Source organism: Acinetobacter sp. CY17, assembly GCF_059515825.1.
In genome coordinates this window covers 83813-106318 of the sequence record NZ_JCAKMX010000001.1, presented here as the reverse complement: position 1 = coordinate 106318, position 22506 = coordinate 83813, and the positions used below count along the sequence as shown (strand labels likewise).

General features: G+C 38.5%; 33 protein-coding genes. 19 read left to right on the top strand and 14 right to left on the bottom strand.

What is annotated here, in order from left to right:
- Window positions 1-190: 190 nt before the first annotated feature.
- The 5 genes from AC5YCI_RS00600 to tusD form a co-directional block, all read right to left on the bottom strand.
- Window positions 191-706: a lecithin retinol acyltransferase family protein gene (locus AC5YCI_RS00600; RefSeq protein WP_496129215.1), complete on the bottom strand. Its 516-nt coding sequence runs from the start codon at window positions 704-706 to the stop codon at window positions 191-193.
- Between the two features lie 81 nt (window positions 707-787).
- Entirely contained in the window at window positions 788-1099 is a 312-nt protein-coding gene (locus tag AC5YCI_RS00595) for a TusE/DsrC/DsvC family sulfur relay protein (RefSeq protein ID WP_496129150.1), read from the bottom strand.
- Between the two features lie 12 nt (window positions 1100-1111).
- Window positions 1112-1381, bottom strand: coding sequence for a hypothetical protein (locus AC5YCI_RS00590; protein WP_496129151.1), 270 nt, complete (start codon window positions 1379-1381; stop codon window positions 1112-1114).
- Between the two features lie 11 nt (window positions 1382-1392).
- A complete protein-coding gene (locus AC5YCI_RS00585) occupies window positions 1393-1743 on the bottom strand; it encodes a hypothetical protein (protein WP_496129152.1) in 351 nt (116 codons plus the stop codon).
- Window positions 1744-1787: 44 nt separating this feature from the next.
- Complete coding sequence (gene tusD / locus AC5YCI_RS00580) at window positions 1788-2156, bottom strand: sulfurtransferase complex subunit TusD (protein WP_496129153.1); 369 nt, start codon at window positions 2154-2156, stop codon at window positions 1788-1790.
- A gap of 265 nt (window positions 2157-2421) precedes the next feature.
- Here tusD and AC5YCI_RS00575 point away from each other — a divergent pair, with 265 nt between their 5' ends.
- A complete protein-coding gene (locus AC5YCI_RS00575) occupies window positions 2422-3438 on the top strand; it encodes a tyrosine-type recombinase/integrase (RefSeq protein ID WP_496175108.1) in 1017 nt (338 codons plus the stop codon).
- Here the strand turns inward: AC5YCI_RS00575 and AC5YCI_RS00570 are convergent.
- From AC5YCI_RS00570 to AC5YCI_RS00550, 5 genes are all read right to left on the bottom strand, one after another.
- Complete coding sequence (locus tag AC5YCI_RS00570) at window positions 3435-3719, bottom strand: DNA-binding protein (RefSeq protein WP_496175126.1); 285 nt, start codon at window positions 3717-3719, stop codon at window positions 3435-3437. The genes AC5YCI_RS00575 and AC5YCI_RS00570 overlap by 4 nt on opposite strands.
- Window positions 3716-3958 (bottom strand): hypothetical protein, encoded by a 243-nt coding sequence (locus AC5YCI_RS00565; protein WP_496175107.1) that lies wholly within the window; start codon window positions 3956-3958, stop codon window positions 3716-3718. The genes AC5YCI_RS00570 and AC5YCI_RS00565 overlap by 4 nt, the downstream gene beginning before the upstream one ends.
- A 49-nt stretch (window positions 3959-4007) precedes the next feature.
- Window positions 4008-5864 (bottom strand): recombinase RecT, encoded by a 1857-nt coding sequence (locus AC5YCI_RS00560; protein ID WP_496175106.1) that lies wholly within the window; start codon window positions 5862-5864, stop codon window positions 4008-4010.
- 79 nt (window positions 5865-5943) lie between these two features.
- Window positions 5944-6870: a PD-(D/E)XK nuclease-like domain-containing protein gene (locus tag AC5YCI_RS00555; RefSeq protein WP_496175105.1), complete on the bottom strand. Its 927-nt coding sequence runs from the start codon at window positions 6868-6870 to the stop codon at window positions 5944-5946.
- Between the two features lie 2 nt (window positions 6871-6872).
- Window positions 6873-7091 carry a hypothetical protein gene (locus AC5YCI_RS00550; protein ID WP_496175104.1) on the bottom strand — a complete coding sequence of 73 codons (219 nt, stop codon included), beginning with the start codon at window positions 7089-7091 and terminating at the stop codon, window positions 6873-6875.
- A gap of 233 nt (window positions 7092-7324) precedes the next feature.
- Between AC5YCI_RS00550 and AC5YCI_RS00545 the strand changes: the two genes are divergently transcribed.
- Entirely contained in the window at window positions 7325-7900 is a 576-nt protein-coding gene (locus AC5YCI_RS00545) for a hypothetical protein (RefSeq protein WP_496175103.1), read from the top strand.
- 40 nt (window positions 7901-7940) lie between these two features.
- Here the strand turns inward: AC5YCI_RS00545 and AC5YCI_RS00540 are convergent, their stop codons facing one another.
- From AC5YCI_RS00540 to AC5YCI_RS00525, 4 genes are read right to left on the bottom strand one after another with little or no spacing between them, the layout of a single operon-like run.
- Window positions 7941-9737 carry a hypothetical protein gene (locus AC5YCI_RS00540; protein ID WP_496175102.1) on the bottom strand — a complete coding sequence of 599 codons (1797 nt, stop codon included), beginning with the start codon at window positions 9735-9737 and terminating at the stop codon, window positions 7941-7943.
- 1 nt (window position 9738) lies between these two features.
- On the bottom strand, window positions 9739-9975 hold the full coding sequence (locus AC5YCI_RS00535; RefSeq protein WP_496175101.1) for an ABC-three component system middle component 8: 237 nt from the start codon (window positions 9973-9975) through the stop codon (window positions 9739-9741).
- Window positions 9968-10927, bottom strand: a complete 960-nt coding sequence (locus AC5YCI_RS00530) for an ABC-three component system protein (RefSeq protein ID WP_496175100.1) — start codon at window positions 10925-10927, stop codon at window positions 9968-9970. Before AC5YCI_RS00530 ends, AC5YCI_RS00535 begins: the two co-directional genes overlap by 8 nt.
- A 29-nt stretch (window positions 10928-10956) precedes the next feature.
- Entirely contained in the window at window positions 10957-11637 is a 681-nt protein-coding gene (locus AC5YCI_RS00525; RefSeq protein WP_496175099.1) for a LexA family protein, read from the bottom strand.
- A gap of 75 nt (window positions 11638-11712) precedes the next feature.
- Between AC5YCI_RS00525 and AC5YCI_RS00520 the strand changes: the two genes are divergently transcribed.
- From AC5YCI_RS00520 to AC5YCI_RS00440, 17 genes are all read left to right on the top strand, one after another.
- Complete coding sequence (locus tag AC5YCI_RS00520; RefSeq protein ID WP_496175098.1) at window positions 11713-11895, top strand: Cro/CI family transcriptional regulator; 183 nt, start codon at window positions 11713-11715, stop codon at window positions 11893-11895.
- Between the two features lie 8 nt (window positions 11896-11903).
- Window positions 11904-12170, top strand: a complete 267-nt coding sequence (locus AC5YCI_RS00515) for a hypothetical protein (protein ID WP_122897795.1) — start codon at window positions 11904-11906, stop codon at window positions 12168-12170.
- A 53-nt stretch (window positions 12171-12223) separates the two neighbouring features.
- Complete coding sequence (locus AC5YCI_RS00510; RefSeq protein WP_496175097.1) at window positions 12224-13174, top strand: hypothetical protein; 951 nt, start codon at window positions 12224-12226, stop codon at window positions 13172-13174.
- Entirely contained in the window at window positions 13167-13760 is a 594-nt protein-coding gene (locus tag AC5YCI_RS00505) for a restriction endonuclease (protein WP_496175096.1), read from the top strand. Before AC5YCI_RS00510 ends, AC5YCI_RS00505 begins: the two co-directional genes overlap by 8 nt.
- Before the next feature lie 9 nt (window positions 13761-13769).
- Window positions 13770-14009, top strand: coding sequence for a hypothetical protein (locus AC5YCI_RS00500; protein ID WP_168402500.1), 240 nt, complete (start codon window positions 13770-13772; stop codon window positions 14007-14009).
- Between the two features lie 124 nt (window positions 14010-14133).
- Window positions 14134-14484, top strand: coding sequence for a hypothetical protein (locus AC5YCI_RS00495; RefSeq protein ID WP_496175095.1), 351 nt, complete (start codon window positions 14134-14136; stop codon window positions 14482-14484).
- A complete protein-coding gene (locus AC5YCI_RS00490) occupies window positions 14481-14723 on the top strand; it encodes a hypothetical protein (protein ID WP_496175094.1) in 243 nt (80 codons plus the stop codon). The genes AC5YCI_RS00495 and AC5YCI_RS00490 overlap by 4 nt, the downstream gene beginning before the upstream one ends.
- 137 nt (window positions 14724-14860) lie before the next feature.
- A complete protein-coding gene (locus AC5YCI_RS00485; RefSeq protein WP_496175093.1) occupies window positions 14861-15286 on the top strand; it encodes a DUF559 domain-containing protein in 426 nt (141 codons plus the stop codon).
- Window positions 15283-15780 (top strand): hypothetical protein, encoded by a 498-nt coding sequence (locus AC5YCI_RS00480; protein WP_496175092.1) that lies wholly within the window; start codon window positions 15283-15285, stop codon window positions 15778-15780. The genes AC5YCI_RS00485 and AC5YCI_RS00480 overlap by 4 nt, the downstream gene beginning before the upstream one ends.
- A gap of 212 nt (window positions 15781-15992) precedes the next feature.
- Window positions 15993-16814: a hypothetical protein gene (locus tag AC5YCI_RS00475; RefSeq protein ID WP_496175091.1), complete on the top strand. Its 822-nt coding sequence runs from the start codon at window positions 15993-15995 to the stop codon at window positions 16812-16814.
- Between the two features lie 549 nt (window positions 16815-17363).
- Window positions 17364-17537, top strand: a complete 174-nt coding sequence (locus AC5YCI_RS00470; protein ID WP_496175090.1) for a hypothetical protein — start codon at window positions 17364-17366, stop codon at window positions 17535-17537.
- Window positions 17538-17621: 84 nt separating this feature from the next.
- The gene (locus AC5YCI_RS00465) at window positions 17622-17804 is read left to right on the top strand and encodes a type II toxin-antitoxin system HicA family toxin (protein ID WP_026441143.1); all 183 of its coding nucleotides are present in this window, start codon (window positions 17622-17624) and stop codon (window positions 17802-17804) included.
- Between the two features lie 45 nt (window positions 17805-17849).
- Complete coding sequence (locus tag AC5YCI_RS00460) at window positions 17850-18254, top strand: type II toxin-antitoxin system HicB family antitoxin (RefSeq protein ID WP_496175089.1); 405 nt, start codon at window positions 17850-17852, stop codon at window positions 18252-18254.
- A gap of 53 nt (window positions 18255-18307) precedes the next feature.
- Entirely contained in the window at window positions 18308-18952 is a 645-nt protein-coding gene (locus tag AC5YCI_RS00455) for a putative metallopeptidase (protein ID WP_496175088.1), read from the top strand.
- 48 nt (window positions 18953-19000) lie between these two features.
- The gene (locus AC5YCI_RS00450; protein ID WP_496175087.1) at window positions 19001-19477 is read left to right on the top strand and encodes a DUF2280 domain-containing protein; all 477 of its coding nucleotides are present in this window, start codon (window positions 19001-19003) and stop codon (window positions 19475-19477) included.
- Window positions 19455-21011, top strand: coding sequence for a phage terminase large subunit (terL, locus tag AC5YCI_RS00445; RefSeq protein ID WP_496175086.1), 1557 nt, complete (start codon window positions 19455-19457; stop codon window positions 21009-21011). Before AC5YCI_RS00450 ends, terL begins: the two co-directional genes overlap by 23 nt.
- 8 nt (window positions 21012-21019) lie before the next feature.
- On the top strand, window positions 21020-22504 hold the full coding sequence (locus tag AC5YCI_RS00440; protein ID WP_496175085.1) for a phage portal protein family protein: 1485 nt from the start codon (window positions 21020-21022) through the stop codon (window positions 22502-22504).
- Window positions 22505-22506: the final 2 nt, after the last annotated feature.

Here is a 22506-nt window from a genome sequence, read left to right as displayed (position 1 = left end):
CTAAAAGGAATGCGCGGTCAAGGAGTGTTACTATAACAAAAATAGGCCATGTTCAACATCGCATCAATCTTTTGCATATAAGCTACCAGTTGCGCAATTTAATTCGATTGACACAGAAGCTAAAAATTTGCCTATTTAAAGTGAAATATCATTTTCATTTTCTTATAATGCTTTGATATACAGTGATTTTTTATTTATGTTGTTTTAATGCATTCATTGCTTTGGCTTTATCACGGAGCTTTTTTTTAATATACAACACCAAAGCAAAGCAGGTGGTGGTAATGGTCAAGAGCATACCGTTCATATAGCTCAAAATCGAACTAATGTAGCCAATGGTGGTAAGACGATTCATCATCATTACCACTTGTGGGCTACTTTCCACCCCTGTAATGGCCCAAGTGCATAAATGTTCACAATTGTTAATGATGAGATGGTAATTATTTTCGTGCATACGTGAACGCATGCGCCTAACCACTTTACGCCCTTGATATTTAGGCTGTTGATAATGCTGAATATGAATTTTTTTGCCACGACTAAAATGTTGCAAAGTAGTGATCTCAATCGGATGTTTCTTAAAAAGATGAGCAAAACCTGAATAATGAATGACACGACCACGCCCAGCATAAATACCATGATGAGAATAGCCTAAGTGTTTCACCACCAAATGGGCACCTAAACGATAATGCGTTTTAGAATTTTGCTGCATTGTCATGATACGATGACTCAGAAAAAAGCACCTTAAAAGAGCATATTGCATGAGCGCCAACCTCAAGATTGGCCCACTTGCTTATAAACAATTGGCAGGTTTAGGCACCCCGGCCAAACGACTTAAATGACGTGCCACTAGTCCAGTGTTAAAACGAGCTTGTAATAGGGCATTATCAATCTCAGGACTCACTGTTTTCATTAAAAATTTAATCAAGGGGCGAGTTGCAGGCGAATGACCAAATTGTTGATAAAAAGCGCGCACTGCATGTAAAACTTCAAAATGCCAAGCGGTTAACTCAAGTTCTAGCGTTTGTGCTAATTCTTGCGCAACTTGTTCATTCCACACAGTATAATCAACTAAATGACCATCTTGGTCTAAAGCTAAACTCATAATTTCACTCGTTTATTTAAAGCGTATACAACGTTGATAACTTAAACTTAAATCTGCAAACTCAGCATAAGACAAAACCTGGATTTGCTCAGGCATAGCCGTCAACATGTGTGCATCGTGTTCTAAAATATAGGCTTGGCTAAACCTAAAACTTTGAGCTTGAAGTACCGCATCACCCATAATTACAACCGCATCACCTTGCTGATAGATGCACTGCAACTGAGTTAGAGCGCGTTCAGTTGCTGCATAATCAGATTGAATCAAATACAAACAATTTGACATGATGTTTTACCTTACCAATACAGCACATGTTGAAATTGAGCTAAAAACTCAGCATTAAAATCAATCACTTGTAGTTCTTGTTGCGCATGAACAACAAATGGGTTGGTAGCCTGCTCACGCGATATTAAAATTGGGCTCAAGTCATAAAACTCAAAGCTATCAACCATATTAGAGGCCACTTTAAAAGCATGTTTGAGTCTATCAAAGCTGAGATCGGATTTTAATAAGCTTAAGGCAGCATCTTGTAGTAACACCTTTACCTCACAGCCAAAGGTGGCTAAAACCATGGTGGCGGCTAAGCTTTCATGCACTTGCAGACTGCTTAAATTGGGATGGTTTAAAATAACCAATACAGATTTCACACAATTTACCTTTTTAAACGCAACAATGTTGCAAAAATAACCACTTAGAATTGAAGAATGCGCTCTGCACTTTGTACAGCGTCAGCCAGTTCACCTAATCCCACCAACTCAAAATGAGCTGCTAGGTTATGTTGTTCAAGCTGATGTCGCTTAGCATTTTCAGGATCGGTAATACCACGTGCTAAAGCTGCACTTACGCATACTGGTAAACGAATACCCAACTTTTGCCATTCTTGACTTAAGTTGCGTTGATCATCAGGTTGCCATTGCAACGTGTTAGCTACATAAACACCATCTTGATAGAAAAATACACGAAAATTGTGCTGTTTTTCCTGTAAGGCTTGAGCCAGACCGAGCGCATGCCAAGCGTGGATAGTGCTTGGAGCGGAGGTAATCAGTAATAAAGTAGACATGGCATCTCATTGTCCCCCACGGGACTTTAGACTTCATAACAAAAAGGTAGTATACAATGATTTTAGGTGTGATTTACTGAGCATAAAAATAAATATCAGAATTATTATAAAAATAGTTATTTAAAAACAATACCTTATAAAAATAAGAGATCTTAAAAAGCTACTAAACCTTTTCTTTACCTGCACAAAATACAGCTTATTTTCTTTCATTTTTTTACATTACAGATAAAATGAAAAGTAATCTGCACCAAATCTGCACCAAGAAATGAAACTACCAAAACCCATTCAGCGAGGGTCAAGCTGGCGTATCACCATCTCTTTCGAGAATAAACGATATTCAGCAACTAGGGATAGTGCTAAAGAATGTGAGCATTGGGCTTTAAGCAAATTAGCAGAATTAAAAAACGGCAAAATTAGTGAAGAAAAGGGGATTAAGGCTGCTTACCCATTTCGTGATCTATGCAATAAATACTATCAAGAGCATGGCAGGCACATGCGATCTGCCAGAACAATTTTATTCAAGATAAAAAACCTTGATCGTATCGCGCCAAATCTTGCTGACAAATCCATTTATGATTTTAAACCTGCAGATATTGCAGAGTGGCGCAATCAACGTAAAAAAGAAGTAAAAGTTGCCACACTCAGAAATGAACACGGTATTTATTCGGCGGTTTTCACTTACGCCATGAAAGAGCTATTTTTACTTGAATCTAATGTATGGCAATCAGTGACCATGCCAAGTAAATCTAAACCGCGTAATCAGCGAATTACACCGGAGGATCAAGAGCAACTACTACAAGCATTTGGCTGGGATGGTACTAAGTCACCTGAAAAGACACGAGACTATGTTGCATGGTCATTTTTATTCGCTATGGAAACAGCAATGCGACAAAGCGAAATATTGGCAATGCGCCGTGCTGATTTAAAAGATGGCTTTGTGCATCTGCCTTTCACTAAAAATGGTGAATCGCGAAATGTACCTTTATCTAAAGAGGCAAAGCGACTCTTGGCATTATTACCAGGTAAAGATGCCTTAGTGCCTATAGATAAAGATAAATGCTGTGCGACATGGACCCGAGTTAAAAACAAAGCCAATCTTCCACATATCAATTTTCATGACTCACGACATGAAGCAATCACAAGAATGGTAAAAGACAAGGGCTTGCCAGTTGAAGTCTTAGCTAAAATTACAGGGCATAAAACCATTGGGATGTTAGTGAATACTTATTACAATCCCGATGCTCAAGATCTAGTAGAGATGTTTAATAAAACCGAGAGCTAATTCACTCTCGGTCTGCCTTTCTTGGGTCTTTGAGTGAGCAAGGTGCGTGCTAATTTAGGATCGTATAAGCATTTACCCTGAGTACCTTGATTGATGCTTGCTAACCTTTCACGAATTGTGGTGACACTCAAATTGTAGAGCTTTGCTAAATGTGCAGCTGATACCAGTTCGACATCTACTTCTTTTAATTCCTTTACAATCCCACCAAAAAGATTCTGCCCAAGCGTAATTTGAGGGGGAGTATCACTTTCAACCGTGATGAGATACTTTGTTGACACTATGACACCTCAGCTAAGCTTTTTAGGATTGATTCGGGTAGATGGGTACGACGATTCATTTGAATCTCCGTAAGATTAGCAGGTCTAATTTCTGCTACAAACAGCGTCCAAAAACCGCGACTACCACCGTTATCACCCACGATAAAATTTCCGTGATTTTCTTTTACTGTGTAAACATCGTTGTCATTGATGCCATCTACATGAACAACTTTGTCACCCGATTGATAAGTTTGATTTTCCATATCTGTACTCCAAGTCAGCCGCACCTGTTAGAGTGCGGCCATTTGCCTATTAGCCTTGTTGGATCTCGTTTAATTTTTGGTTGGCCATACTGTTGAGCATGCGTTTTTCTTCTTGGTCTAGCTCTGCAAAATCAGGACTCATCGTGATATCAAAAACATCTTGCTCAGTTGTAGCGCTTTGGATTTTCTCTACAGCAATTTCATAGTAGCTATCATCAAACATGCTGATTTGATTTTCTAAGAACGTCTTACGTTCAGCGTAGGCAGACTTAACTTGATTTAGATGCTCAACAGTCATCTGACTTGCATGAGCATTGATTGATGGCGCAATAGTTTTCTCTAAAACTTCTACTGTGGCAGCATCAGAAATCATTTTGCTGAGATTGTTGGCAACGGCTTGACTCTTAGTGAGATCCACAGTCTTAGGCTTGGTCAGTGTGGCCATCTTTTGACTAAGCGCCGTGTGGAGTTCTTTATGCTGTTCATCATTTAAAGTACCGTTGGCTGAGAACGTAGCACGGATCTTCGTGAGTGCTTCTGGTGTCTGAGCAGCTTCGATTTGTTCCTTAAACTTAGTCAATTCTAGTTCGGTTTCATCGAATTCGACTGCAGGTACTTCTTCTGTAGGTGTCAGCTTTTGTTCAACTTGCTGTACATTGGCTTCTAGGTATTTGCGGTCTTTATCGTTCAGTATTTCATTGCATGCAATCTGTGATTCGATTGCAGCTACTTCACGTAAATCTTTGGCATTGTTTAATGCTTTGGCAAATTGCTTTTTAAGCTCTGCTGATGTTGGCTTTTTCTCAACAGGTTGCTCGGCTTGTTGCACAACTTGAGGTTCAGGCTTTTTTGCTTCCACCATTTGCGTTGCCACAGCTTGGGTGGGATTAAACTTTTCACGCTGGGCACGTACAAGCTGCATAAGCTGTTTACGTTCTTCACTATTGTCATGATCCAGTGCTTGTTCTTCGCAGAAATCTAAATGAGCAGGGGATTTCACAGTTAAAATACTGTGCTTGATCATGGTAAAAGTTGGTTTAAGACTTTCTGATGGCAACTGCTCTTGTGGCTGTGGCTCATAGTGCTGCTGTGGTTGTTGTGCATAGACCGCAGGTTGATCGATTTGCTGTGGCTGTTGGTATGCATCAACCAGAGCTGATTCACCTTGCGTATTAGCATTATCTTCAACAGTGACAAAATCGCCATCAATGGTGATATTTTTACCTTGCTCTACAGCATGTGAAACATCCATAGCGTTAGACATTTCAATTGACTGCGGCATGTACTTTAAGACTTGGAGTAATGCAACTTTTTTAGCGTAAGCTTCAAAGTGCTTTTTAGAATAGTGGTTAGGTTGTAATGCCGGCACCACTGTCTTTTTAAAATGAGCATGCACCTTTCTGACAGGCCATACCTCAATAACAGGCATTTCAGAATCTTTTACACGACCAATCGCATAAACATGGGTCAGTTTAGATTCTTCAAATTCGCCACATGGTTTATGTTTACAGTAAGGTGTATCACCGAGCATGTAATCAAATTCATCACCCTCATAAACAGCACCAGTCCAAACTGTGCAACGTCCGCCACGGTTCGCAAGATCAACAAGACCTTTCCAACCAGGAATAAATGTGCATGTTTTTTTGTAAGGTACTAAATAACCCTGACCATTTACCCCCGGCTCTAAACCAAGTTGAGAAGCTACAATAATGCTGGCAAAGATCGTTTTAGGGTCGCAGTCTTGAAGTGCTTTGTTTTGACTAAATGCCGTTAACGATAGGCGTACCATGCGATCCGCATTTAAGTGCTTAGGTAAAGCTAACTCAAGCTGAGCTTTATGCTTTTGCATAAAAGCATTGAAAGAAGCAGCAGGGCTAGTTTGGCGAGTTTGTACTTGATTGTTCATGAATAAAATTCCTTAAATTTGAATAAAAATGCTTAAAAACGAATAAATTTTGAGTAAAAACGGCTAAAAATGAATAAAACTATCGAAAGTCCTGATCTAGGGCTTTGTTTACTAAATAATTTGGAAGTGAAATTTCTTCTAACTCTGTTGAGTAACCATCCCACTCGTCTAATAAAAGTGACTCGGCAAGTTTTTCTTTAGCCTGTTCATAACGCTTAGCGCCTACAGCGAGAAAAGTGTCATCTGCTTTGTACTGCTTACCTATAAAAGGGGCATCATTCTCAGCAACCATAAATACAAATGGCGCTTTTTCTTCTGTTCCGTAATATTGCTGCATACCTTCTCGATACATTGCAGCAGATAAATCGTATGCGTAATTTCCACACGCCTTAGAGAATGCTGAAAAACGTGCATCATTGGCTGTTTTAATGTCAATAATTAGACCGTTAGGGAATTTTGAGCAGGGTGCAATATGCCAATCTGGGCGAACGCGCAGCTGTAAACTATAAGTTGGGTCTGTGAAGAAAATACTTGCCTCAGGCATACCGTAGTTATTAAGCATCTCCTTATACATGCCAAGTGATTGTAGGGTGGCTACAATGCGTTGAGCACCTTGGATCTGCTCCTCAGATACCACAATCTTTCCTGAATTTTCAGCTTCGAATCTTTCCCACCACAAGATCTTCTCTAGTGTTTCAGGTGATGGATTTTTTGCTTTTAACATTGCTTCCGTTGGTTTGCGTGGTGCATTGATAGGTAGTAGAGCAAACTCACTCTGAAACAGCTCAGGTTCAAGAAACAATGAGTGAGCCAAGGTTCCAAGATCGAGATGTTTCTTGGTTTCACGCTCATGTTCTTTGGCAATATTATGAGAATAAAAATGAGCACCAGAGCGAAGCATATCTTTTAGTTGGCTTGAGCTAAATTCAGGGCGATTGTGGTAAGCGTTATTGCTCATACGCTCAACCATGTATGCCGTATTTAGCATTTGGGTCATAGCATTCATGATCAGCTCCCCAATACTGCAGTCAAAATCACTGTAATGACGCACCAAGCCACGATTGATAGGCCAATGAATAGACCAAAATCAAGGATGTCAGCTTTGAGCTTTTGGAAGCGTGGTGAGCCTTGTTCAGTGGGTTTAGGCTCACGGTAGAGGATAGGGGTTGTTTGAGTTTTGTTCGTATCAAACTTAGGTGTTTGACTGTTTTTAATGGTTTGTTGCATAATGACCTCGCAGTTTTGCAAAGCACATTGGAAGGTAAGAGGTTCAATGTGCTTTTTTGTTGTTTATGAGATAAATATAAGAAATCTTATTTATTGTGTCAATTGTATTTATAAGAAATCTTATTTTTAAATAGTGACAGTACTTTGCCCTTTAGGAATTTTTCTTAATTAATGATTGATAAGAACCGATAAATAAATACAATAAAATCAATAATTACTACCTAACTAAAGATATGAAAAATACTCTATTAGGAATATCATTAACATTGATAGCATTACCTACATTGGCAGCTACGGATGAGCTATCTCAAAAAAAAGAAGTTTTGGATATCATGAAAAGATATGCAGAGGTTACCTCATGTATACATTCATTTACTAAATCTCCTGATAACACTGAGCCTACTACATTAAAGGATGTATTTACCGTCGAGAGAGATAGCGAGTTTAGTGCTTATAGTTACTATGTTCTATGGTCCGGAGATCTCGGATGTGCAGGAGGAAGTGGTACTTTATCGAATTATGTTACGGAAGTTGCTAAGTATGGAGGTGGCTCTTGGAAACCATTTACAGTACAAACTGATTATGCATTTGGTGAAGATATTGGGATAAATTACAGATTTATTGATTCCTTAAAAAGGATCAGTAATGATAAATTTATATTAGTGGGTTGGGATTATGCAGATGAAAAATATGGTGGAAATGATGGTGGCAACAATTTTCCAGCAAATAAGTTTGAATACACTATAGAAATGGTAATGGGTGAGGGTTGGAAAATAACAAATCAGAAATTATTGGAACAGAATAAGTGAAAATAAAACCCACATTATGTGGGTTTTCTAGTTTTTTACATTACCAAATTGGCATTTTAAAGAGCCTTCCAGTATCATCTCCATCATGAAGAGTTAATATAATTTCACTTTTATTAAAGACAGGAAAATCTTTATTCAATAATTCTGAGATTTCTGATTCAATAGTAGTAATTATAATTTGTAACCCCATATTAGAATATGTGCGAATAACATCTAAGGTATTTTTTTTCTTTCGTATATCTAAGTTATCAAAAATCCCATCAATATATAAAAAATTAGGATAATTTTTATCCAAATAAGCACGAGAAACAGCTAAATCAAATGCAAAACATAAAAGTTTCTTATATGAATGGCCATCAGCTTCATTAGTATCTAAACCATTTTTATCTCGATAAGATGCCTCAAACTCAAAATTACCTTCTTTATTTAGAAAAACAGTGATACTACCCTCCTTATCTAAAATAGTAGAGATTATTTCGTTAAAGTAAATTCTTATCTGAGAAAAAGTACTTGTAATGTCTTGACTAACTTTATACATATCAGACTGCATATCATGCTGAATTTTATTTAATTGATTATTGAGGATTTTTTTATCCTCATCTAACTGAAGAATTTTTTGTATTTCTTCTTTCTGTTTAATTAAGAATTCTATGTCAGCCTTAATTTGAGCTAGTTGATGGTTAGATTTCTTAAATTTTCTCACTATTTCAGTTTCACTCAAAAATTTAATTTGATTAGATCGTTCTATATTTAATTCAGCTAGACGAGCTTGAGTTTTTGTCAAATCTTTTTGTAAAGAGGATAATTCTTCAATTAAATAATGATTTCTTTCCTCGGTTATTTTTTTATTAAAATCAATAAGTTGATCGAAATCTTTAACAAGTTGATCAGGGAATAAAATACATGCTTCATCAAAAAGTTTTTTTACCTTATTAGTATTGAACTTGATCTGATCAGCATTTAAAGAATTTTCAATTCTTGCTATATTATTCTTAATGGTATACTCAAGCATATTGAGTTGAGCAATTTTATCATCTAAAGACGATACCAAATTTTCGATTGCTTCTTGGTCAACAGGGTTAAAATTAAAGTCATTAACAAAAACTTCAATCTTATCTAATTCACTCTTACGAATTAAAATTTTTCCATCAATTTTGCTTAACTCCTCATGAAGATTTAAATTGCTCTTCTTATGAGGTTTAGTTAGGGCTTCGATCTTCTGAACTTCTTCTTGCTTTTCATAATTCTTTATAGCTAATTTACCATCGAAACCTAATAGATCAGCCATATAGGGTTTCCAATAGATATCCTTACCTATTTGTTTCTGTAATCTAAAAACATTATTAAAGTCATTTTGAGTTCGAACAAGATAACCTAATATATTTCTATATTTCCACGAAGACAAAGCATCAAAATGCAACCAACCATCTAGCAATATTTTTGCTTGATCCAATGATACATTATTGTGAGTCCAATCAGTATCAGGCAAATTAGAAAAATCTTGGAACTCATTTTCGTGAAGTTTAAAACTAATTTTAGTATTTTTTTCTACAGACCGTTTGATTGTAATATATTTAAATTCTGATAGTTTTATCTCTAAATAAAAAACAAAAGATTTAAAAACATTAAAATTTTTAAATAAGAATTGTTTTTTATCACGCTTAGCTAAAAATAGAAAGTCTAGAACTTTAGCTAATGTGGTTTTACCTAAGTTATGAGTATCTTTCTTATAGTTTTCCGGGTGTCTTATTTGGCCCAATACTACATTAAACCCATCATTAAATTTAATAGGTTCAAATAAAGATGACTGATTACTATATAACTTAGATAAATACATATTACTTCTCTATATATTCAATTGAGTCAGTTTTGGTACGATATTCAACTAACCCTAAGAGATATAAAAAATCTAAGGCAGGGAGGAATAAAAATTCGCCACTTTTAATGTTGATCTTTATATAGTCCAAAAGATCATTATACAGCATTACACGCTGCGCACGAAGCTTATTTAATATCAAATAGATAGCGTACATTAAGGTCTTGTCTGGATGATTTTGTTTCGATGGTCTAATCACTTTTAGATATTCCAATATCGCAATTCCAATACATGTAAAATACCATAATTCTTGTTAAGCGTTTGTTAGTTGATAATATATAATTTCTAGAAATAAGTAATTCTACTAAGTTGTTGAAAATTTTATCAAAACAGTCAAATTTTTCATCATTCAGACTGGGAATAATATACCTTAGTTGGAATTCTTCTACCGCCTCTTGATATAGTTCTAAAACATCTTCATTTTGTGCATCTGTCAAAAAATCATAAATTTGAGGTTCGTAACTCATATAGTTTCTTTTTAAGGTTTTTGCAAACTCAGATGTCATATTATTTAAAGCATTTTTTTCTTCAAAAGTTGTACGCTCTATTGGAGAAATTTTTTTATCTTTCATACTTGAGTTGAATGTTTTAGCGAATTGCGTGATCACATCAGCTAAAGTTTCAGGCCTAATAATAGGGGAAATTGACAATGGCGTTAATTGCGCCATATCGGCAATATATTGATATCTAGCTATCCATTTGTCTAGATCATCTATTCCTAAAACAGCTATATTATGCGATGACAAACCAGTTTTTTCAGCTATATAGTTTTTAATAGTAGTCTGAGCACCTCCTGTTAAATTGCGATTAGCAAATAAAATATAATTATCTAATAAGTTTTCATTTTTAAGCTTTATGATTTTTTGAATTTCTTCATTGAGTATACAAGTGGTAGCTGTTGGACTGTAAAAATCTGACTCTAAAAAATGCTTATTTATTCCTGTTGTATGTTTGGCTTGAATTATTGTTTTTCCTTTCCATGGGGAAGCTATACTAGGAAATAAATTAGCGGTGCCATCAAATGTACCATCTTTGCCACCATCAGGGCCTTTTGAGAAACCTTGTACACCAGCACCAAAAATCTCATCACAAATATAAATAACTAACCGCTCAAAGTCACTATCGTGAATGTCATGGTATTGATACATCATTTTAAATAATTCCTTTTATAAATATAATCTTATGAGGATTTCTTACGTCGTTTTGCTTTATAAATGTACCTTACACAATCAACGACTTGTCCAATGAACATGCACTGTTCATCTATAGCTAAGATATTTGGCTTAAATTCAGGATTTAGAGCCTGCAAATACTTAGTACCATCGGTTTCTATTACTAATTTTTTAAAAGTAGCATCATCTCCACGGCGTACGACAATCATGTCGCCAGATTGCATATCCCCAAAATAAACATCTGGATCCACAACAATATAATCACCCTCTAAAAAATCAGGAAAATTACTTAAACCTTGAACTTTCAAAAAGAAACAGTTAGAGCATTCATCCTCAGGTAAAGGTAACCATTCATCAATTCCATCTAAATTTACTGATTCAATATTGGTCCAATTACCAGCTTGTACCCAAGAAAGAACAGGTGCCATCCGTGCATTAACTTTAGCTACGTTAGAAATGATTTTATTTTCAGGCTCTACTTTACCTTCGCCTGTTAATAAATATTCTGTAGTTACCTGAAAAAGGTTGGCCATAGCATCTAGAGATGCTGCTTTAGGCAAATAGCTATCCTTTTCCCACTCCGTAACCGCAGGGGAACTTACTCCAGCTACTTTTGCAAGTTGGGCTTGAGTCATTTTTTTTGCACGTCGAAGCGCACGGATGCGCTGACCAATAGTCTGTTTTTCCATATAAGTTATCTTACATATTGCTAAAATAAGTTTTCTTTGATTAAATAATAAGAAATCTTATTTTTAGGGTTAAGAATGACTAAACAGGAAGCATTGAACTTATTACAAGTTAATGGTGTTCAGTTGGCTGAGTTACTTGGAATCAAACCTGCTGCTGTATACCAGTGGCCCCAAGACAAAATTCCATTAGCTCGTGAATATCAGATTAAAGATTTGGCTGCTGGAAGAGAGCCAATTAAAAAAGCTTGCACAGCATAGAAAACCCCATGAGCCTCGAAAAAGAAGACCTCCGGTTAAAAATGCTGCCAGACATGATGGAGCGTTTACGCTTAATCGCGGACGTTCATGGAAAAGAATACGGACATCAGGCTGTCATCCTCTTAGAAAAAGCAATCATGGGTGAATTCCATGAAGTTAGCTTAATGCTAGAGCGAGCAAATAAAAACAGGCTGAAAAGGGAGAGTTTGGGCTTGGTGGGTAACATCGAGACAGACTTGGCCAATACACAAATCGTGGATATGAAAAAAGCCTGACAGGGGTAGGCATTGTCAGGCTTTTTATATTCATATACTGCAAGGTACAGAATATGAAATCGAATTTAGCACAAGAAATAGACAAAGAACAAGGAAAGTTAGTCAAATTTCCTAAAAAGGCAACAACTATGTCCGAAGATCTAGAACAAGGCTTCGTAATGTCTAGTCGTTTGTATAGAAAAGAGGTGTATCCATTTTTAAGCGATGCGGCGCGTAACGTCTATACCGAGTTAGAAAATCGTATTACCGGACATAACAAGAAATCTGATTTTGTCAGCTACTCACAATTGCAGGGTGGTGACTTACCAGGATCACGTAAATTGAGCTCCAAAACGGTCTCAAATGGCATTAAAGAACTTATCGAATTGGGTGTCATTTCGGTGATTGCATCAGGTAAACAAGGTGTGAAAAGTTACCAAATCCATGAGGTATCTTTGGTAGATCACTTTACTAGGGAAAGTGCTTTACCTAACCCTAGTCCTAAGGAAAGTACTTTACTAGGGAAAGCAGACCACTTTACTACGGAAAGTGAAACTACTTTACTAGGGAAAGACACAATAGATATTAATAGAGATTATAGAAATAAAGAGGAAGAAGCGCGCGCGAGTTTTCAACCATCGCCGTGTTCACTTTTGCAGTTCACCGAATACCACAACTCGGATTTTCAAAAACGAACTTTGAAAGAACTCACCACCGTGTATCCAGTTTCATCTGATTTCATGGCTCAGGCAAAATCGAGTTTTCCAAATCTAACCGAAGAACAAATTCAAACCGAACTCAAAAAACTGGGTCGTTGGTCTTTGACCGCAGATGCTCGTTCAGCGCAAAAGTGGATGACCACTTGGATGAACTGGCTAGACAAACTCGTCTTGCCAACAGGCGAAGCGAAACCAAAACACGCCACTCAAAAACCACAAGCACCGAAAACAAGACGCTTTGGCAAACTTGGCCAAACTCAAGACAACCCAATGCGAGATATTCAGGGAGAGGTAACTCATGTTTGATTTACAACAATTTCAATCCGCACTGCAGGTCAATTTCCCGATTGAAATCGCAGACCAAGTGCTTGCAAAGCTTGAGCTCTTGTACGGGGCAGAGTTCGACAAGAAGTTTGGCCATATCGAACCTGATGAACTTCGTGGCCAAGTTTGTGAAGCACTCGAGGGAATCACACCCAAGCAGCTGCGCCGTGGTCTTGAACGTATGCGATCGGAAGAGTTTTGCCCATCGTTGCCAAGATTTCGCAAGTGGTGTGTCGAGGATCTTACGTGGTGGACAGCTGATCAAGCTTGGGCAAAATCACTGAGTTTCCTTGCTGATCCCAAGCAACCGATTACCACTTTGGCCAAACGGACTTTGGATGAGGTGAAACATATCATCGAAGTGGAAGGGCAGGCAAAAGCGCGTTACGCGTTTCGGGATATCTACAACGACTACCTAAAGCGTGCACAGGAGCAAGATCGTGATCAGGTGATGTATGTGGTACCCAAGGTTAAAAAAATACCGTACAGCGCAAAAGAACAGCGTTCTGGGATGCCTTGTCCACCTGATCTACTGATGAAAATCCGTAGTGCGGCTAAACGTGTGTGAGGTGATGGCATGAATTTAATTCAAAAAGTCGGCGGCCAAGGTAACGCTGAAATCATTGTAAGCAGAGCATTTACAAGCTCAATCGGTGCGAACTGCTATTTGCCTGAGTGCAAGGCTTATGGACATTCATCCCCTGATTGCGGTCTTTTTTGGTACGACGAAGATGATCGTCAGTTTAAAAAATGCGATCCGACCACTGTTGTGATGTTGGTAGATTTGGAAAAAGAATTAAAACAGGTGGCGGTATGAGTGAGAAAGCTAAATTTGTGCAGCTGTGCTGTGATTTTTATAACAAGCATTCAGAAAGTGACAAGCAATGGTTTGCTCGAAATTATGAGCAGTGTGATGAACCCTATGAAAAAACAATCTGTGTATGCATAAATGGCAATTTCCATTATTTGTACTGCGCGCTCAACAGGCGGAGATTGAAGAACTATATCCCGAAAAACCTCAAGCAGCTTTGACTAACGATGATCTTGAAAAAATAGGTTTTTTTAAGCACTCAGCATTATTCACATTGGGTAATACGATGCGCTGTGATTTAGGGCGAGATCGTTATCTAAAAGCGATCTGCGTTGGTACACGTAATGAGATGGTGTTTCTTTGTGCTGATGAAGAAGAGACTTGTTCTGATTTAATTTGTGTTCACAATTTTGACTACGATGGTCTGCTCACAATTAAACGTATCAAATCACTTATTGATTGGTTTGGTGGTGAAGTATGAGCTCTTTCATCCAGCACGGCGAAGTTTTTACCCGAGTTTTAAAGTTGGCCATACAAAAAACCGGACGTTTGGCAGTGGCAGATATTGAACCCATGTTTAAAACCAAACGTGATGCTCAGCGTTGTTTATACCGCTTAGCAGTTCATGGCTATCTGATTGGTGATCGCTGTGCGCCCCAAGGATTTAAGCCTACAAACAAGGCGAAACAGCTGTTTGAGGTGAAACATGACACCACATGACGCGCAGTATCAGGAAGAGGATGGCACTTGGTGGAAAAATGAGGGCGGTCAATGGTATTACTGGTATTCCTTCGATTGGGCACCGTATGTTGGACCGGTAAATAAGAATTTTGAAATGCGGTTTAGGTGGATGGCCAATGACTAACAGAATGTCGGTGGCAGAATACAAGAAACTATGCCGCAAGCTCACCAAGACCAAGCCACGTACTCAAGCAGCAAAACCTACAAGGAAAAAACACGAAAGCGCAGAGGGAATCTTGGCCATGCAGTTGCAGGCGCTTAATGTGCCGTTTGAACGAGAGTTTAGATTTCATAGTACACGGCGTTGGAGAGCTGATTTTCACATCGTAGGACGGCAGCTGCTGATTGAGGTTGAAGGTGGTGTATGGAGTGAGGGTAGACATACACGCGGTAAGGGATACATGGGTGATATGGAAAAGTACAACGAGGCAACCGCATTGGGGTACCAGATCATTCGCTTTGAAACGAGTCAGGTTAAATCTGGGTATGCGTTTCGTTGGATAGAGAAATTTTTAGGTTTAAGCCAGGATAAATCATTATGAATGCAGCAGTACAACAGCAACATATTTTACAAGCAGTAAATTGGTCACGTTTTAATTTAGAGGAATGGCTGTATCAGTTTGGGGCATGGATGAATAGCGTATCAGGTACGTGTGGCCGTAGTGTAAATCCAATTGCAGTTGCTATGGATCAGGCTGTGGTGAAGCGTAAGCAGCAGAAGAAGCTGACTGAAGCTGAGAAGAGTCAAATTATTGCGAACTACTTTACCAGTGAAGATAAACCAAAACGTAATCGCTCGAGCATTGTTTGCCAAATTGATGATAACGAAGCTCGCGCCGTGCAGAAGCTCATTTTGGATGTACAGGGCCAGTCGGAAATTTTGGACGATTGGATAGATGCGGTGATTAGTCGTTATTTTTATGGCAACTCATGGTCGCAGATGGTGACTGAGAATCGCAGCCAAAATGATGCACGTTCAGATGTGAAGTGTGGTTTGGCTGCATTGCATAGTCGGTATGGTTTTATTGAATATTAGCAAAAAAAAATCTAAAGAATTGTAAACGAAAAAAAGCGCCGACTTCGAAAAGTCAGCGCATATTAAAAATAAAAATTATGTGCCGATACTATCATTTAATTTGTAAATGATAAGTATGGGTATTGTTTATTTTTTGTTTTTGTTCAATGTGTTTCTTGATTGTAACTCATTAAAAATAAATGTATTTTTTAAAAAATTTTTGAGTCAATCCTATGAGTGTCGATCAATTAAAGAACTTATCAGAGAATAATTCTGTATCCATTATAAAACCTTGGCTTAAAGACTTATCAGAGTTGGATGGTAAGTGCTGTTATATCTCTAAGGTTTCCACGTTAAGAGCCGAATTGGTGATGATGCTGAATTTAAGTGATCGGGATCATGCAGAAATATTGGAGATCTTTGATAAAAATCTATGGATAAATGATGGTCGAATTTATGAGATAAAATCTGCAGTTTTAAAGGAGCTACAAGAAAAGATTGCTCGATTTACATATGGTCAATCGACTCTAGATCCTCAGATATTTAATTCTAAAGATGAAGTATTGAAGTTCACACTAAATCAATCAACACTTTTAGCATTAGGTATAATGTGTGTCATTATTTCTCGAGTGATAGCTAAAAGTTTTGCGAATATTTATTATGTAGATGTGATTCTAATATTAATTTACATTTTCAGTATATTTGCTATTTTACCTTTTATTGATAAAGGAACAAAAAAATTATCAATCGTTGGGATGGTTGTATTTGCTGTCATTGGGTTGGTGGTTTTTGTAGTTTTTTATCCAAAAGCACAGAATATTAAAGAATACTTAAGCTGGAATGATTCGATAGCATTGTCGATCCTGATAATTTTTAACTTTGGTCTAATTTGCTGTTATTTATTTTCCAGTCTTTATAGTATGAATATTTTTTCGACTAATCATTCAAAGACGCCTAAGTGGTTGTTTATGATTTTAGTTTTAATGATTTATGCGCTATTGATAGGTGTCTTCATGCAAGTATTCTCAACAATAGATATTAGCTTTAAAAAGTAAAATTATAATTGTCACTGAAAGTATTTGCTGATTGACCTTGTACAAGGGATATGGCATATTTCAGCTATAGTGCACGAAGTATGTAAGTTGCACAGTAAGAAGCTCACCAAACGGTGGGCTTTTTTTAATGCTGGTAGTATGATTCTTAGCTATTAAATTCAATTACCTTCGATCATAAGAAAATAACAATGTTTAAAGGAAACTACCCAATAATCATTTTAATTGCTGTTGTTGCTGGGGGAATTTACTACTCCATAAACAGCGGTAACTCTTTAATTGTCCGCAAGCCCCTTATGCTTGATTCAAAGTGTTACGGTATTGATGTTCCAAAGTCAGTAAAAGTTGGCGATATGGCTAACTTTTGCTCATGCATTAAAGCGGGTAGTCATGTAAGTAGAGAAGCTAACTATAACTATTGTTTAAATCGATTTAACAAATAATTTGTGTTTTAAGAATTTAGGTTGGTTTACCAGCCTATGCCGAGAAATGGCCTTGAAAGCAATATCGGGGCTCCATGGCGGGGTTTTTCTTTTCTGGTTGGTGGTACCCATGACAGACAAAGTACAAGCCAAACAAGATTTAGAATTTTGCAGTGCTGAGCTGTCTAAGTATCAGAATCTCAGCCGTTCAGGATTGACACGAAATGAGCTGCTGGCAATTGACGGCATCATGATTAAGCTGAAAGAGCGTATTAAGAATTTGCGTATGGCGTTATATACATGATTAAGAAAAATATAACTCTGGGGTTATTGTTTTAATATAACTCTAGGGTTATAATTGCTCCATAATGTTAATATGGGGGGTTGAATGAAAAGTCTGGATTTAATCAAGATGATTGAAGCAGACGGTTGGTATCAAGTTAGATGTAAGGGTGATCATCATCATTTCAAACATCCTACTAAGAAGGGGTTGGTTACGATTCCTCATCCTAAAAAGGATTTACCACCTGGCACTGTGAATAGCATTCTGAAGCAAGCGGGTCTCAAGTGACCCGCCGCAATTCCAGATAAATTTAACCTTTTTTGGAGTGGGCAAATGTTATATCCAATCGCAGTAGAGAGAGGCTCGGATAATGAAGCCTTCGGTGTGATTGTCCCTGATATTCAAGGGTGTTTCTCTGCAGGGGATACTTTTGAAGAAGCACTTGAAAATGTTAAAGAGGCAATCGCTGGACATTTAGAGATCCTAGCTGAAGATGGTGAAGATATTCCTTTAGCATCGGAAGCAGCTAAGTTCTTCGATAGTGAAGAATATAAAGGCATGGTTTGGGCGGTCGTTGATGTCGATGTAAGTCGCTATCTAGGTAAAGCTGAAAAAGTAAATGTCACTTTACCAAGCCGCTTAATTCATTTAATTGACGATCGAGTGAAGAAAGATGCACGTTTTAAATCACGCTCAGCATTTTTGGCTGCGAGTGCAGAGAGAATGCTTCATGCTTAACTGGTATTGAAATAAGAACCCGCCTAGTGCGGGTTTTCTAATGGGTGAAATTTATGAATGAAGTCGAGCAAGCCATACCAGTTCGACCATACCCACCACAAGAAATGTTCGAATTGGATGGACCTGATTTTGTGCCTTGCCCTGAATTATGGAATTGGATTAAACAGACCTTTTTAGATCCTGATAGCCCGCTATTTAACGAAGATCATAAACATTTAATAGATTATCAATATCCAAAAATCGCCGTGATGTGGGCTGCAGGTGGCTTTGAACAAAAAGGTCGTATGGTGATTGGTCAAGCTGAAAAAGTCATGATCAATGTCGGTGGATGGAAAAAGCGCAGACAGGAAGTTCAGTACGAACAGTGGTTTGGAACTCAGCCTGAATATCTAATCACATTAGATGCCTATTACTGCTCACAAGCCAATGATGTTGATTTTTGCGCTTTGATCGAACATGAGTTGTATCACATTGCCCAAGAAAAGGATGAATGGGGTACACCAAAATTCAGTCAATCTACAGGCTTACCTAAGCTCAAAATTCATGGTCATGATGTCGAAGAATTTATTGGTGTTGTCCGTCGTTATGGTGCCAGTGAGGATGTTAAAAAAATGGTTGAAGCTGCAAATCAACGTCCTGAAGTGGCAAAGTCTGATATCTATCATGCTTGCGGAACTTGTTATTTAAGAGTGGTTTAAATATTTTTTTGCCATTCTTCCTTGTTGTACCTTGTGGGAATGGTAGAAATGGCACGTATTAATAAAAAGGTGAAAATCTTCATCGTCAAAATGCTTGCTGAGTTTGAAACCACAACCGACACAGCTAAAGCGGTCAAAGATATTTTTAATGTAGATGTTAGTCAGCAGCAGTGTGAATGCTACGACCCAACTAAGAAGATGGGCCATGATTTAAGCCAAGAACTTAAAGACCTATTTTATAAATACCGCCGTGCTGCCAATGACGAAATTGAAGCGATCCCAATTGCGAATAAACGCTATCGACTGCAGAAGCTACAAAGCTTAGTTGATAAATTTGGCGATAACCCAGTCTTTACACCTAAGTTTCTTGAGCAGGCAGCTAAAGAAGTTGGGAATCAATACACCAACAAGCAAGAAATTACTGGCAAGGACGGTGGCCCATTACAGAGTGAGAGTGTCACTTATGTGACTGCCACAGATGAACAAGTAAGGCAGGCAATGAATGAACTCGAGAGTGAATACTGACCCTGTAAAAATTAAAGCAAAACGTGTTAAGTGTGAGGATGAGCATCTATTTTTTACACGTGCTTTCTTTAAGCCGCGTATGGGTTTTAAGTTCTCAGTTAATTGGCATCATGCTTATATCGCTTGGGCGATTGATGAAGTCATTGCTGGGCGTATTAAAAACCTAGTTATCAATGTTCCACCGGGTTCGGGTAAAACTGAGCTGCTGACCAACTTGATTGCACGCGGTATTGCTAAAAACCCACGTTCACGCTTCTTGTACTTATCATTCTCGCAATCCTTGGTTGAAGATGTGTCTGCTACAGCACGAAATATTGTGAAGTCTGAGGATTTTCAGCAGTTATGGTCTGTGAAGATTTCAACCAGTACCGATGCTAAATCGAGCTGGAAAACCACTGTAGATGGTTACGATGCAGGGCATGTTTACTCTGCGTCTATGGGTGGTCAGGTCACGGGTCGCCGTGCAGGTACTTTGGCTGATGCTGGATTTACTGGTGCAATTACACTTGACGACCCATTAAAGCCCGAAGATGCTTTTAGCTCCACAGCACGTAAGAAAGCCAATCGTAAGATTCTAAACACGGTCAACTCACGTAAAGCACGTTCTGATACACCGATTATCTTAATTATGCAGCGATTGCATGTTGAAGACCCGACTAACTTTGTGATGACGGGTAACGTACCGGGCGAATGGACACAAATTGTGGTCCCTGCGTTGATTGATGATGATTACATTGCCACGCTGCCTGAGCATATTCAGAAGCTTGTACCTCGTGACGTTGAGCGTGATGCCAAAGGCCGTCAAAGTTATTGGCCCTTAAAAGAGTCGCTTCAATCATTGTTGCAGCTCGAGCAAGGTGGTCAAGATAAAGATGGGGCAACCGTATCGCGTTACACATTCAGTAGTCAGTACCAACAGCAGCCGAAAAAACTTGGCGGCGACTTGGTGAAATCTGAATGGTTTGGGCGTTATCACGAATTACCTGAAATGCAGTGGCGTGCGGTATTTGCCGACACGGCGCAAAAAACCAAAGAGCACAACGACTGGTCAGTGTTTATCTTGGTGGGTTTTGGTGTTGATCAAAAGCTCTACATCATTGATATTTTGCGTGGTAAATGGGAAGCGCCTGAGTTAAATCGTCAAGCCAAGGCATTTTTGAATAAGCATAAGGCTTACGATTGGCGATCTAAACCAATTCGTTACTTAAAAGTGGAGGATAAGGCATCTGGTACACAGTTAATTCAAACACTCGCAAGTGAAACCGAGATACCTGTACTGCCAATTCAGCGCAATATCGACAAATTAACACGTTGGATGGATGTCACCCCACATATTGAAAACAACTACGAGCAGCAGCCCGACAATCGCTTTGTCATGGTTCCTGTGAGTGCGCCGTGGTTACAACCATTCTTTGATGAAATTGAGGGATTAACTGCGGATATGACACACGACCATGATGACCAATTCGACCCACTTGCTGATGCGGTTGCTGAAGCAAAAATCATGATGAACTACAGTCCACCAGCTTCATAGGTTTTGATATGGCTAAAAAAGGTAAAGGCAAGAATCAAGCGCCTGTATCGGGTGGTTTTAGCTTCCATGAAGCTGAAAGCGCCTTAATTAAATACTTAACACAGATGTCCGATGGTGATGAAGTCTTGCGTAAAGCAGGGATTACTCGTCATCGACTCAGTGTAATGATGTATGACGATGAGATTTATCAATGTATTGAAAAGCGTCAAGATCGACTTGAATCAGCGCCGTGGCGTTTAGAAGCAACCTATCCTGATCGACCTGAAACCTTGATCTTGCAGGCCCATTTAAAAGAATGGTGGTCTGAGATTGTGTTAGGTGCTCAAAATGCACGTTGGTATGGTTATTCGGTCTTAGAGGCGGTTTACAACGAGGCTGATAAACCATTGCTGCATATTGATGGGGATACCATCACGCCATTTAACGGCTTTAGTTGGATTGGTGTGAAGCCAATGCAGTGGTATCGACCGCAAAGCGATGGGCGTTTAAAGCTCTTAGCTAATCACAATGCATCAAAGCGAGATATGCTTGCTGATCAACAGTACAAACACTTTTTAACACGCTGCAAATCATCGTATGAAAATCCACTGGGTGAAGCGCTATTGAGTCGTTTGTATTGGGTGTGGTTCTTTAAAACATCAGGCTTTAAGTTTTGGGCTAAGTTTGTTGAAAAGTTTGGTATGCCGATGTTAATTGGTAAATCAGCAACGGGACAAAATGAAGCCATGCGTGATGCTTTGTTGCGTGCACACTCAAGCGCTGTTATTGCAATTCAGTCATCAGATAGTGTTGAGGTAAATGCATCGGGCACTAATGGTAATGCATCACAGACGTTTGAGGATTTTGATAAAAACCTAGAACGCCGTGTTCAAAAGGTCGTTTTAGGGCAAACACTCACCAGTGGTACAGATGGTGCGGGTAGTCGGGCTTTGGGTGATGTGCATCTTGAGGTGCAAAACGATAAGTTTAAAGCTGATGTGCGCATGATCTTGCCAACAATCCAAGCTATTGTGAATGCTCTATGTGATGTGAATGGTTGGCAGCGTCACACAATTATTATTGGTGAAGAAAAATCACTTGAAATGCCGAAAGCTGAGCGTGATGCAAAGCTTAAACAAGCAGGTGCTGAGTTTTCTAATCAGTATTTTCAGCGTGAATATGGTTTAACTGATGGTGATTTAAAAGAACCTCAGGTTTTGGGTACCACACAATTCACGGCGCTACCGCAGCAAGCCTTTCGCTTTTCAGCTAAGCCCAACAAAGTGGATAAAGACCAAGCCGAAATTGACGAACTGGCAGACAGTCAAAGCTTTAAGTTGCTGGATAATCAGCAGATGAAAGAATTGATTTTTAAGTCTGAGAGTCCTGAAGAATTAGCGAATAATTTAATGCACATGATTCCAAATGCAACAAAGCAGCAATTTAATGCGCAGTTAGATGAAGCGTTATATGCAGCTAGTGTATTTGGTGTGATTGCAAGTAGTGGTGGTTAGAG